General features: G+C 74.5%; 7 protein-coding genes. 1 reads left to right on the top strand and 6 read right to left on the bottom strand.

The annotated features are described in order from the left end of the window. Window positions 1–80 precede the first annotated feature (80 nt). From BJP59_RS18750 to BJP59_RS18725, 6 genes are all read right to left on the bottom strand, one after another. Complete coding sequence (locus tag BJP59_RS18750; RefSeq protein ID WP_228485182.1) at window positions 81–3,074, bottom strand: glycoside hydrolase family 3 C-terminal domain-containing protein; 2,994 nt, start codon at window positions 3,072–3,074, stop codon at window positions 81–83. A gap of 198 nt (window positions 3,075–3,272) precedes the next feature. Further along, a complete protein-coding gene (locus BJP59_RS18745; RefSeq protein ID WP_021482261.1) occupies window positions 3,273–3,689 on the bottom strand; it encodes a hypothetical protein in 417 nt (138 codons plus the stop codon). A gap of 128 nt (window positions 3,690–3,817) precedes the next feature. Beyond that, window positions 3,818–6,217 (bottom strand): glycoside hydrolase family 3 N-terminal domain-containing protein, encoded by a 2,400-nt coding sequence (locus BJP59_RS18740; protein ID WP_194521730.1) that lies wholly within the window; start codon window positions 6,215–6,217, stop codon window positions 3,818–3,820. Between the two features lie 344 nt (window positions 6,218–6,561). After that, window positions 6,562–7,944, bottom strand: coding sequence for an ATP-binding protein (locus tag BJP59_RS18735; RefSeq protein WP_194521729.1), 1,383 nt, complete (start codon window positions 7,942–7,944; stop codon window positions 6,562–6,564). Further along, window positions 7,941–8,654 carry a LytR/AlgR family response regulator transcription factor gene (locus tag BJP59_RS18730; protein ID WP_031317155.1) on the bottom strand — a complete coding sequence of 238 codons (714 nt, stop codon included), beginning with the start codon at window positions 8,652–8,654 and terminating at the stop codon, window positions 7,941–7,943. The genes BJP59_RS18735 and BJP59_RS18730 overlap by 4 nt, the downstream gene beginning before the upstream one ends. 174 nt (window positions 8,655–8,828) lie before the next feature. Continuing rightward, window positions 8,829–10,574: an SCO7613 C-terminal domain-containing membrane protein gene (locus BJP59_RS18725; RefSeq protein WP_442861519.1), complete on the bottom strand. Its 1,746-nt coding sequence runs from the start codon at window positions 10,572–10,574 to the stop codon at window positions 8,829–8,831. Between the two features lie 251 nt (window positions 10,575–10,825). Between BJP59_RS18725 and BJP59_RS18720 the strand changes: the two genes are divergently transcribed. Then, window positions 10,826–12,256 carry a hypothetical protein gene (locus BJP59_RS18720; RefSeq protein ID WP_194521727.1) on the top strand — a complete coding sequence of 477 codons (1,431 nt, stop codon included), beginning with the start codon at window positions 10,826–10,828 and terminating at the stop codon, window positions 12,254–12,256. The last annotated feature ends 744 nt before the right edge of the window (window positions 12,257–13,000 follow it).

Here is a 13,000-nt window from a genome sequence, read left to right as displayed (position 1 = left end):
GGTGGGCGCCGCCGGCCCGACGGCGCCGGGTGCCAGGTCTCCCGGGCGGTCGCCCGCCCGGGAGACCCTGTGGTCACCGGCTACCGGGCGGCGGGGACCGCCGGCTCGGAGGCGGGTGCGGCGACCTCCTCGGCCGCCGACCGGTGCCGGCGGACGCGCCGGACCACGAGGAAGGCGCCGACCAGGACGAGCAGCCCGAGGAGGACCGACACGCCGATCTGGACGTAGACCCAGGTGGGCGGCGTGTACGTGACCGTCGCGCCGGGGGCGAGCCCGTTCATGGCGTTCGAGTTGGCCACCGTGAACAGGATGTTGTGGGTCGCGTTCCGGATGTCGGTGACGGCCTTCGCGGACGTCGTGTCGCCGAACGACTTCGACGGCTGGAAGGTGAGCGTCAGGTCCGTGCCCCCGTCGAGACCCTCGTTGGGGTTCATGTACGGGTACAGGTTGAAGTCCGTGATCGCGAAGCCCTCGAAGCCCCACTCCCCGCGCAGCACGTCCGTCATGAGCGGCTTCGAGCCGCCCGTCCACGTCGCGCCGATGCGGTTGAAGGAGCTCATGATGCCGAGCGCCCCGACCGTCGTCTCCTCGATCGTGCCCTCGTCGTCCGCGATGTAGCGGACGTCCAGGGAGACGTCCTTGATCGCGAGCTCGAACGGCTTGAGGTAGATCTCGCGGATCGTCTGCTCGGTCGCCCAGGTCGCCGGGCCGTTGTCGACGCGGTTCGTCTCCTGCTCGTTGAGCGCGAAGTGCTTGAGCATCGTGTAGACGCCCTTGCTCGCCGCGCCGTTCGACACGGCGGCGGCCATGCGGCCCGAGAGGAGCGGGTCCTCCGAGTAGTACTCGAAGTTGCGGCCGCCGAACGGCGAGCGGTGCAGGTTCACCGCGGGCGCGTACCAGCCGTTGAGCCCCTTCTGCAGGGCCTCCTCGCCGATCATCGTGCCCATCGCGGTGCCGAGGTCGACGTCCCACGTCTGCGCGATGAGCACCTCGGACGGGTAGGCGACGCCGTTGATCGACGAGTTGATGAAGGACGAGAAGCCCGCCGGGCCGTCCGGCTCGACCGTCTGCGGCTTGGCGATCGAGGCGATCGCGGCCGTCTGGTACGCGCCGTTGAGGAGCATGTCCGTCATGTCGCCGACCGTCAGGGAGTCGAGCAGCTCCTCCCACCGCGGGTCGTCCTTCGGCAGGCCGCGCAGGTCGACGAGCGTCAGGTCGGAGCGCTCGCCCGTCGCCGGCATCTCGCCGTCGAACGCGGCGGCCTCGGCCTCGTGGTCCCAGGCGGCGAAGCCCTCCTGGGTGGCCTCGTCCGCGACCGACTGCTCGGCCGTCGGGGCCTGCGGGAACGTGCCCGCGAAGTCGGCGCGGGACATCGGGACGACCGTGCCGTCCGCGCCGTCGGCGCTGAAGCGCGCGGAGACGTCGTCGAACCGGTTGGTCACCTCGGCGAGGTCCGACGCGCGGTGCTCCTCGCCCGTGTACACGACGTCGGACGCGACCGGGTAGGTGATCGGCTCGGTGCCCGCCGCGACGGTGTGGGAGTCGGTGCGCAGGCTGAGCGTGTAGTCGCCCGCCTCCAGGACGTACGCCTTCGCGCCCAGGTGGTCGTAGGACGCCATGTCCTCGACGGCGAGCTCGAGGGTCACCGTCTCGCTCGCGCCCGGCGCGATCGTCCCGGTCTTGGCGAAGTCGCCGAGGACGACCTCGGACTTCTCGATCCCGCCGGGCGTGTACGGCGCGGAGTAGTAGAGCTCGACGACGTCACGGCCGGCGACGGTGCCCGTGTTCGTCACCTCGACCGTGACCGCGACGGTCCCGTCGACGTCGCCCGCCTCGGTGCCCGTGACCGCCCACGCGAAGTCGGTGTAGCTCAGGCCGTAGCCGAACGGGTAGACCACCGCGTCGTCGTAGTCGATGAAGCCCTCGGCCGCAGCGGTCTCGTAGTAGCGGTACCCGACGTAGATGCCCTCGCTGTAGTTCACGAACGGCGCGTTGCTCGTGACGGTCGCGTTGGACGTCGCCTTCTCGACCGCCGAGACGGGGTAGGACGCCTCGACGTTCGAGTAGAAGAAGCTCCCGAAGTTGGCGAACGTCGGGTCGGCCGTGAAGTCGGCGGCCCACACGTCGACCGTGCGGCCGGACGGGTTGACCTCGCCCGTGAGGACCGACCCCAGGGCGTTGAAGCCGGTGGCGCCGGGCGAGCCCGCGAGGAGGATCGCGTCGACCTCCGGGTCGGCCTGCAGCTCGCCGAGCTCCAGGGTCGTGGACGCGTTGACGACCACGACGACCGTCTCGAAGCTCGACTTCGCGAGCGCGATCAGGTCCTTCTCGTCCTTGTTCAGCTCGAGCTGGTGCTGACCGGGCTCGGCGTGGTCGTCCCAGCCGGTCATGTCGCGCGTGAGGTCGCCGCCCTCGCCGCCGGGGCGGCCGATCGTGACGATCGCGGCGTCGCCGAACTCGGCGAACGTCCCGGACCGGGCCTCGTAGTCGCTGACGGGCAGCTCGCCGACGGTGTAGCTCGACGCGTCGGGGTTGTCCATCTCGATGTGGCCGCGCGGGTTCTCCGCCGCGAACGCCTCGATCGAGGCGTAGACCTCGTCGTTGACCGTGAGGCCCGCGTTCTCGAGGCCCCCGCGGACGGTCACGGCAGAGTTCGTGTCGACCGAGCCGGAGCCCGAGCCGCCGAACACCGGGTCCGCGGACGCGCGGCCCAGCATGGTCACGCGGGCGTCGGGCGTGAGGGGCAGCGCGCCGGCCTCGTTCTTCGCGAGGACGATGCCGCCGGCCGCGATCTCCTCGACGAGGGCCTTCGCGGCCTCGTCGACGGACTCCTGGCTGTCGTGCTCGGCCGTGTAGTACGCGGTGTCCCAGCCCGAGGACTCCTCGGAGTTGGTGAACGTGTAGGTGCCGGACCCGAGCTGGGACGCGACCCAGCCGCCCGCGACGTTGAGCGCGACGTTCGCGACGACGACGAGCACGGTCACCGTCGCGAGCACGGGGACCCAGATCCACAGGAACTTCTTGTTCGACATCGGTGTCCTGGCACCGTCGGCGTTCTTCGCCCTGGCGTTCACTGCATTCCTCCTCGAGTGCGGCCCGTTCCTCAGGCTAGGAGCGGGGTACGGCGCCGCCCGCCGCGGCTGCACGATCGGTCGTTTCTGCGGCACGGACGGTCGTCCGTGCTCGACCCGTGCCGTCCGGTGCCCCCGCCGTCCGCCTCGCCGTCCGCCCGGCGAGGCGGGCGGGGAGGCGGACGGCGGGGAGCGGTGCGGCTACTCCCCGGCCGGGGTGATGGTGCCGTCCTGGTCGATCTGCCACGTCTCGCCGGTCTCGGCGGAGTCGGCCTCGATCGTGTACTTCCCGTCCTTGATGTCGACCGTGCCCTGGACGCGCGAGGCGGCGTCGGAGGGGACGAACGGCACCACGAGGAGGCCGTACTTGACCGTCGGCTCCTTGACGTCGCTGGCGAGCATGATCTGCGCCCAGCTGTCGTCCTCCGCGAGCGCGTCGGCGACCGCCGTGCGCGCGTTCTCGAGGTCGGTCGCCACGTCGACGTCGGTCGCCTGGCTCTCTGACGACGACGGCCCGGCGGCGGAGTCGTCGCCGCTCCCGCACGCCGTCAGCCCGAAGGCCCCCGTGACGGCGACGAGCAGCCCGATCCCCGTGGTCAGCGCCTTGTTCCGCTTCACTTCCTGCTCCTTGGTTCGTTCGTGCCGCGGGCCCACCCCGCGGCCTGGTCGGGGTCGGACGGCGCCGGACGGGCGCCGTCCGCCCCGGGCGGGCGGCCGCTCGTGCGACCGCCCGCCCGTGCGGTCCGTCAGTCCGTGATCGGCCCGCCGTAGCTCAGCCCGAAGCCGTAGTCGTAGGCGTTGCCCGCGGCGTCGGTGTAGGGCGTCATGTCCTTCGCGACGTCCTCCTGCTGCGCCTCGACCGTGTCCATGTCCTTCGGGAGCTGGACGGGCAGGCGGCCCTGGGGCTCGTGGAGGCCGAGCACGACCTCGAGGAGCGCCTGGTCGCTCGTGCCGAAGCCGACGACGATCGCGTCGGACGCGGGCTCGAACTCGGCCGGGACGACCGGGTTGGTCGCCTTGAGGACGGTGACGACCGGGATGTCCTTGCCGGTCGCCTCGACGGCCGCCACGGCGCGCTCGAACGCGTCGAGGTCCGACTCGTTCGCGATCTTCGACGTGCTCCCGAAGTACGAGCGGTTCTGGCGCGTGCCGTCCGGGAGCAGGTCGCCGGAGATCGAGGTCTGGCGCACGTTCGGGCCGTCCGCGGTGTACGGGCGGTACTGCAGCGACAGCGGGTACCAGGTGTCGTTCTCGAGGTCGTGCCCGATGTTCGAGAACGTGCCGCCGTTGTCCGGGCTGTCCATGCCGACGAGCACGAGGTCGACGTCCGACAGGTCGGGAGCGGTGTAGCTCGTGACCTTGTCGTCGGCGTCCGTGACGGCCTCGTCGGTGAGCACGGTGCCGAAGTACTGCTCGGCGACCTCGAGGTCGATCCCGGCGCCCTCGGTGTACTCGCCCGGACCGAACGAGCTCGCGAAGCCGGTGTTGTAGCTGCGCGGGATGTAGACGGTCTTGTCCTTCCACGCCTCGGCGTCCGCGGCGGTGACGGTCTCGCCGTCGTTCTTCAGCAGGACCACGGAGTCGAGCTGTGCCGCGTAGCCCGCGTCGACCTTGTCGTCGCTCGCGAGGATCGACGTGGACTCGTCGAGGTCCAGGTACGCGTTCTCGTACAGGCCCGGGTTGAAGAACATCGTGAGGATGCGCGCGCCCGACTCGCGGAACCGCGTGTCGGCGTCGACGTCGTTCGTGCCGGCCTCGAAGTCGGCCTGCCACATCTCGTGGGCCGCGAGGACCGGCTCGACGTCGTTGTTCCCGCCGAACATGTCGTGGCCGGTCTTGAGGATCTCGTAGTGGCGCTGCTCCTTGGTGAGGTCCTCGGCGCCCCAGCCGGTCGCGATGACCGCGCCCTCGTCGTTCATCCCGGTCGTGACGCCCCAGTCGGTGACGACGACGCCCTGGTAGCCGTTCTCCTCGCGGAGCAGGTTCATGCGCGTGTCGTCGTACGCCGTGCCGACGCGCTCGCCGAACAGCGGCTCGCCCGCGCCGTCGAGCGCGATCGAGTACGCCGACATGACGGCCGCGGAGTCGAGCGACCCGAGGAACGCCTCGGTGTGCGCGTCGAAGTTGCCGCCCGGGTAGACGCCGTACTTGCCGGCGTCGGTGTGGGCCTCGCGGCCGCCCTCGCCGGGGCCGTCGCCCGCCCAGTGCTTGATCATCGCGTTGACGGACTCGGGGCCCCAGCCGTCCTGGCCGCTCGTGCTCTGGTAGCCGTCCACGTAGGCGGCGGCCAGCTCCGTGCTCTGCTCGACGTCCTCGCCGAACGTGCCGCCGACGCGCAGCCACCGCGGCTCGGTCGCGAGGTCGATCTGCGGGCTGAGGGCCGTCGTGATGCCCAGCGCGCGGTACTCCGCGGAGGACATCTCGGCGAAGTTGTCCATGTGCTCGACGTCGAACGTCGCCGCGAGGCCGAGGTTCGACGGCCACCGCGAGATGTCGGCGCCCTCGGCGTTGTAGCCGCCGGAGCCCGCGGTCGAGCGCGGGTCGGAGGCGAAGTTCACCGGGACGTAGGGCTCGTCCGCGGTCGCGAGCGACTCGGCGTAGGCCTGCATCTCGTTGGCCCACGTGACGGTCGCCTCGACGTCGCTCGGGCCCGCGTGCAGGACGTTGCGCAGGTGGGAGTCCGTCAGGTACTCCTTCTGGGCGTCCGTGAGGCCGTCGGCCTGCGACCGCTCGTGCGAGCTGAAGAGCATGAGCCCCGCGATCTGCTCGATCGTGAGCTCCTCGGCGAGGGCCGCCGCGCGCTCCTCGGCCGGCTCGCGCCAGTCCTCCCACGTGTCGAGCGTCCCGTTCGCGTTCATGTCCTTGAACGCGAGCTCCTGGCCGTCGACCTCCTCGGTGAGGAGCTCGACCGCGCTGTCCTTGCCGTAGGAGAGCGTGGGCCCGTCGCCCGGGTTGTCGACGACCACGAAGGACGTGGTCCCGTCCGTGACCTCCCGGGTCGTGAACGCGTCCGCCGCGCTCTCGTCGTCCGTGGTGCCCGCCGTGCATCCCGCCGCAGCCACGAGCGCGAGGCTCGCGAGCGCCGCCGCTCCCTTGACGCGGCCCGCCCGGTTGTCGCGGTGTCCCGCCGTTGTCGTTGTCTTCATCGACCTTCCCTTGTCGTCTCCGCGCCCACCCGCTCCGCACCGACCCCGGCGACCCACCCGGAGGCGCGTGCGTGGCGCAGCGAGCTCTGCGAACCCGTCGAGGCCCGGGACGTCGTGGTCCCTGAGCCGCGCCGTCACGCTATGGACGCGGGCGGCGGCGAGGGCGGCCGGGTGCACGAACCGTCGCTTTGCGTCCACGAACGGTCGTCGAGGTCACGGCGGGGTCACGGTGGGCGGGTCCCAGGTCCCGCCCGGACGGGCCGTCCGGCGGCCTCCGGGGCGGCGGCCGTGGCCGTGCGACGGCCCGTGACCCCGGCCGGGGTCCGTGGCCGCGGGGCGCGGGTCTACGCCGGGTGCGTGGCCGACGCCGCCTGCCGGGGCGAGCCCGTGGGCGGGCGGTCCTCCGGCATGGGCAGCAGGACGCGCAGGAGGAACCAGCGGTCCTCGGTGTTCACCGTCATCGACCCGCCGTACTTCTCCGCGGTGTACCGGATGGACTTGAGCCCGTACCCGTGCCGGGTGCGGTCGGCGCGCCGGGTGACGATGTCCCCGCCCTCGGTGCGGAGCTCGCCGGAGAAGTAGTTCTCGACCGTGAGCAGCACGAAGCGGTCGCGCGCGTAGACCGCGACCTTGATGATCCGCCGCTCCGGGTCGGGGACGGCCATGACGCCGTCGATCGCGTTGTCCAGGGCGTTGCCGAACACCGCGGCGACGTCCATCGCGGACATGAAGTCGAGCAGGGCGCCGTCGACCACCCACGTGAGGTCGATGTCCCGCTCCGCGCACTCCTGGCTCTTGGTCGTGAGGATCACGTCGAGCACGCCGTTGCCGGTGTCGGCCTGCCGGGCGTGGCCGGAGATGCTGGCCTCCAGGTGGTCGAGGTAGGACGCGCGCCGGCCCGGGTCCGCCTCGGCGCGGATCACCCCGATCTGGTGCTTGAGATCGTGGTACTTGCGGTGGACGATCTGCATGTTCCGCTTCGACTGCAGGTACTGCTCGTGCTGCCGCCGCAGCATCTCGTCGATGGCGCGCACCTCGGACCGCGCCTGGTGCTGGAGCCGTTGGCCCTGCTGGGCGTAGAGGGCGACGAACCCGCACAGGTCGACGAGCGTGCGGATGTAGAAGATCTCGAGCCCGAGGCGTCCGCTGAACGGCGTGTTCGCGTTGAGGAAGCTGATGTTGCTCATGAAGAACGTGACGAGCGCGATCGCGACCGCCGACGCGAGCTCGCCGACCGTGACGTCGAGCTCCTGGTCGGGGCGGAAGTGGCGGGACTCGACGACGTACGCGACCCCGTACCCCACCGCGTACACGAGGACGAAGAACGCGACCTGCCAGGCCGTGCCGGGTCGGCCGTCGGGCAGGAAGAAGAAGCAGTGGACCTGCCAGTGCAGCGCCGCCACGAGCTCGGCGAGCACGAGCGCGCGCGCCGCGAAGTACCCCGCGTCGCGCGCCGAGACGCGCGCCGCCGCGACGATGAACCCGTACATGCACGCGACCGCGGCGGCCATCCCGACGGTCCACAGCTGACGCGGGAGCAGGTCGGCGAGCGCCTGCACCCCGACCTGCGCGGCGAGGGCGGCGACGGCGAGCGCCACGAGCCGGGCCCGCGGCAGGCGGGGTCGGCGCAGGAGCACGTAGACCAGGCACGCGAGCCACTCCGCGAAGCCGGTCAACGCGCGCGGGATGTCGGGCAGGGTCGCCATGAGGTCGGTCGCGGCGCTCATGCCCGTCGCGCCCCCAGGTAGTCGGTGAGGGCCGCGAGGAACGCCTTCTTCCGCGCCCGGCTGATGAGCAGGTCGTGCCCGCCGACCAGGAGCACGCTGCTGCCCTGGACCGCGAGCACGTGCCGCAGGTTCACGAGGTAGCCGCTGTTGCTCCGGAAGAAGTCCCGGCCCTCCAGCTGGGCCTCGAGCGCCTTGAGCGGCCCGACGACGGAGTGCCTCCCGTCCACCGTGTGCACGGTGGTGCGGTGCTTCGCGCTCTCGAGGAAGACGATGTCGTCCGTCGCGACGCGGGCCAGGCCGCCGTCGACCGCGAGCAGCAGGTAGTCGGCCGACCGCCGTCGGAGCCGGGCCACGGACCGCTTGAGCTCCTGGGAGAACGCGAAGTACCGCAGCGGCTTGAGCATGTAGCTCAGCGCGTCGACCTCGTACCCCTTGATCGCGTGCTGGGTCATGTTGGTGATGAAGATCAGGACGACGTCCGCGTCGACCTGGCGGATGCGGCGGGCGGCGCTGAAGCCGTCGAGGTTCGGCATCTCGACGTCGAGCAGCAGGATGTCGAAGTCCGGCCGGTACCCGGTGACCACCTGCTCGCCGTCGGCGAAGAGCGCGACGGCGAACTGCTCGCCGTGCTCCTGCTCGTAGCGTCGCAGGTACTCCACGAGCAGCGCGCTGCTCGCGGGGTCGTCCTCCACGATGCCGATCCTGATCACGATGCCGTTCTCCAGGGACTGCGCCCCCGGGGCGTGGCCCGACGACCGGACACCTCCGTGTGCCGTCGCGGCCTCGCCCCCGCCTACGTTGCCGATGAGCCCGCCGTCGTGCGGCGGATCCCGAACATTATGGGCCACCCGGGGGAGAAACGGGCCACCCGGTAGGGATTTCGGTCAGCGCAGGTCCCGGACGTACGCGGCGGCGCCGTCGTACGCGGCGATCCGCCGCTCGTAGTACGTCGCGATGATGAGCAGCAGGCCACCCGCCGCGGCGAGCGTGAGCATCCACGGCCCGGCGGAGATGCGCGTGCCGAGCTGCGAGACGAACACGACGAGGATCTCGACCGGCAGCACGGCGACGCCCAGCAGGAACGGCGCCGCGAGGTGCTTGCGCGTCCCGACGAGGACCGCCGCGAGCGCGAGCGCGACGACGAGCATCGCGCGCCACGTGCGCGCGTCGGTGTACGTCGCGAGCACCGACGGCCCGACGAGCGCGAGGAGCCCGGGCGCGAGGGCACGCCACGACCCGACGACGCCGACGGGCCAGCCGCCGAGGGGCCGGGGCGTGCGCGCGGGCGCGGCCGGGAGACCGCTCGGTCCGCCCGGGGCCGTGCCCGCCGTGCCCGCGGTTCCCGCCGTGCTCGTCGTGCCCGCGGTGCCCGCCGCGAGCGCGAGGTAGCCCGCGACGAGGAGCCCGGCGCCGAGCGGGAGGGAGAAGACCTCGACGCGCAGCTCGCGCGGCGACCACGCACCGATCGCGGCGACGAGGGCGAGCAGCCACAGGAACCACGCGGGCGGGAGGTCGAGCCGCCCGCGCACGGCGCGGCGCACCCCCACCACGAGCACCACGAGCAGCGCGACCTCGACGAGCCAGACCGCCGCGATGACGCCCCACACGGGCCGCACGTTCGCGACGGCGCCGACCACCACGAGCCCGAAGGCGGGCGCGACGGCCCAGCGCCGCGCCGCCGCGGCACCCCGCCCCGAGGCCGAGCGCGCCGCGACGAGCCCCGCGCCGAGCGCCACGCCGCCCGCCGCGACCGCCCACGCGAACCCGAGGACGAACAGCGCGCCACCGCCGGGCACGTGCGCGACGTGCAGCGACTCCACCGTCCCGGCGACCGCGGCGAGCACCGCGGCTCCGGCGAGCCGGAGCGCACCGGCACGCCGCCACGCGCTGCGGGTCGTCGCGGCCGGGGCGACGCCGCCCGCCGTCGTCCCCTGCCGGAGCAGCACCGCACCGGCCACCGCCGCCGCACCGGCGACGACGAGCAGCGACGCGCGGACGTCGCCCGCGCCCGGGGCCGCGCCCAGGACGAGCACCGACGGCACGACGAGCAGCACGAGACCCGCGCCCGCGAGCTCCCACCCGCGCCGCGCACGACGGGCGAGGAGCGCGCCGACGACGACGGCGGCGACCGCGGGCGGCGCGGTGTACGCCTCGACGAGCCCGACCTCGGCGGCCGCGAGCGCCGTCCACAGCGCCGCGGTGCCGAGGACGGCGGCGAGCCACCACTCCCCCGCCGGTCGCGGTCGCGCGCGGCGAGCCCTGCGCCGACGGCGAGCAGGAGCAGCACGGCGACGGCGATCGTCGGGCCCGCGGCGGGGCGCCCGTACGCGAGCCCGACCGCGATGGCCCCCGTCACGGCCGCGCTCCCCTCGACGGCGACGCGGCCCGCCCCGAGGTCGAGCCGTGCCGCGAGCGGCCGGGCCCCCGCGAGGGCCGCCGCGACGAGGACGGCGACGACGGGCAGGACGACGGGCGAGCCGCTGCCCGGGAGCACGAGCGCGCCCGCGCTCACCACGGCGACGGTCGCCGTCGGGAGCACGAGGGCCGCGGCGAGGACGCGCAGCGCCGTCACCGAGCCGGGGCGCCGGGAGCCGACCAGGACGACCTCGAGCGCGAGCATCGCGAGGCACGCCGCGACGGACCAGGTGCTGCGCTCGTCGACGACGGTGAGCACGCCGAGCCCGAACGGCACGGCCGTCACGCCGAGGACCGCCCACCACGAGTGCCGGTCGACGCGCGGGGCGAGCGTCACCGCGAGCGCCGCGAGCGAGGCGACGCCGGAGACCCCGCACAGCACGACGACCGTCCCGGCGCCGCTCCACGCGAGCGTCACCCCGAGCACGAGCAGCGCGTACCCGTACGCGACCCCGACGAGGGGCGCGTGCAGGGACCGCGGCGCGGCGGCGCGCGCCGCGAGGAGGAGCAGGCCGACGACGACGGCCCCGGCGGTCGCCGTCGGGCGCGCGACCCAGGACCCGGCGACGAGGAGGACGAGCGCGAGGACGGTGCCCGCGACGGCGGCGGCGTGCGCGGCCCGCCGCTCGGACCGGCCGACGGGCAGCAGACCGTGGCGGACGGCGGTGCGCGGGCCGGGCACGAGGCGCGCGACGGGGCGCAGGGCGGGTCCGAGCCCGCGCCGGACGGCGCGCACGACGACCCCGGGCGACGGGGCGCCGGCGGCGGCAGCCGCCGAGCGGTCGGTCCCGGCGGGCGCGGCGGCCGGGGCCGGCCGCGCCGTCACGACGAGCAGCGCCGCGACGAGCAGCGCGAGCAGGACGAGCGACGAGACGCCCGCGAGCCGCGGGTCGAGCACGAGGGTGAGGACGAGCGCGAGCGCCGCCCACGGGGCGAGCGTGCGCCCGGTCACGACGATGGGTGCCGCCCCGAGCCGCGACGCCCCACCGAGGAGGGGCGGCGCGGTCCGCGGCGTGCGCAGCGGGAGCCGGGCCGCGACGAGCAGGACGACGAGCACGGAGAGGAGACCGACGAGCGTGCCGTCGAGCAGCGCCGCGCCGACGGTCCCGGGCGCCGTGCCCTCGCCCGCCAGCCCGGCGGACAGGACGCCCACGCCGAGCGGCGCGGCGTCGAGCACGGCGCTCGTGCCCGCGGTCGGGGTCACGAGCACCTCGGCGGCCCGCAGGCCCGCGAGCGCGAGGGCGGGGCCCGCCATGACGAGCACGACGACGGCGCCCCCGAGCAGCGCGTCGGAGCGCCCGATCGGCGGGACCGGCACCCGGAGCACCCCCGCCGACACGCGGCGGCCGGTGAGCACCAGCACGACGACCCACGCGAGCGCGCCGAGCGCGGGCGCGAGACCCACGAAGCCGACGCCGTCGCCCGTGCCGAGCAGCGCGCCGGCGAGCACCGCCGCGGCGCCGCCGACCGCGTACCAGCGCCGCTCGCCCGTCGTGACCCGGAGCAGCGTCGCGACGAGCGCCACCCCGAGCGCGACGAGCGCCGCACCCGCTCCCCCGGGCAGCCCCGGCGGCGCGGCGACGGTGAACCCGACGAGGACCGCGAGGAGCACCGCGACCGTGCGCACGACGCCCAGGAACCCGCGCTCCGCGCCGAGGGTGCCGCCCACGCGCGCGCCGGCCGCCGCGGCGACGGGGCCGGCGACCGCCGTCAGGCACGCCGTCACGAGGAGCGCGACGGCCCAGCCCCACGACGCCTGGGCCGCGGGCGCCGCGACCAGCGGCACGAGAGGACCGAGCACGACGGCGCCCGTCACCCAGGCCCGGACGCGCGCCCGCTCGCCCACGACACCGAGGCCGACGAGCACGACGGCGAGCAGCGTCGCGCGCGCCGCTGAGGCACCCACCGGGTCGAGCGCCCACGCGCTGAGCGCGAGCTCGACGTCGACCAGGGCGAGCACCACGGTCAGCGCCGCGACGGCCTCCGCGGACGACCGCAGGCCGCGCGACCGCAGGAGCACCGCGGCGCCGACCGTGAGCGCGGTGACCACCCCGGTGACGAGGGCGCGCAGGGCCAGGTCGTCGGCGAACGTGAAGAACACGAAGACGACGGCGGCCACGGCGAGCAGCCCGGCCCCCGCCCCGGCGAGGACGGGCTGGAGGCCGACGGACCGCGCGGGGGCCGCACCCGGACCGACGCCACCGGCGCGCGGTCCGGCAGGCCCGGGCACAGGCACCGGCGCGACCGGGCCGGCCGCTCCGGGACGCACCGGTCCACCCGGTACGGCCACGGGCGACAGGGTCGACGAGCGAGGCCCCGCCGCGCCGCGCCCGGCCGTGTCGAGCGGGCGCATCGGCGGCGGGCCCGCCGGGGCCCCCCAGCCGCCGCCCGCTGCCGCGCCGGGCCGGCCACCGCGCAGGGCGCCGGGGAGCGTGCCGGGCGGGGCCGCGACGGCGGCACGGGCGGCCCACGCGGCCGCCTCGGGCTGGGCGGCCCGGAGCGTGTCGAGGGCGGTCTGGCGCCGCCGCAGCGCGTCGGCCGCGTCGGTCGACGCCGCCGCCACCTCGAACGCGAGCGGCCCGACGAGGTCGAGCAGGCACCGGTCGCACCGCGACGACCGCAACGGCGCGGCGCACGCGGG

Origin of the sequence: Cellulosimicrobium sp. JZ28 (genome assembly GCF_015327065.1) — a bacterium.
GTDB lineage: Bacteria > Actinomycetota > Actinomycetes > Actinomycetales > Cellulomonadaceae > Cellulosimicrobium > Cellulosimicrobium funkei.
Note: the sequence above shows the minus strand (reverse complement) of the source record. Positions and strands in the feature narration are given on the sequence as shown.

Coding starts and splice junctions, on each gene's coding strand:
- BJP59_RS18740 (WP_194521730.1), bottom strand. CDS start 6,217: ATGAAGACAACGACAACGGCGGGACACCGCGACAACCGGGCGGGCCGC.
- BJP59_RS18735 (WP_194521729.1), bottom strand. CDS start 7,944: ATGAGCGCCGCGACCGACCTCATGGCGACCCTGCCCGACATCCCGCGC.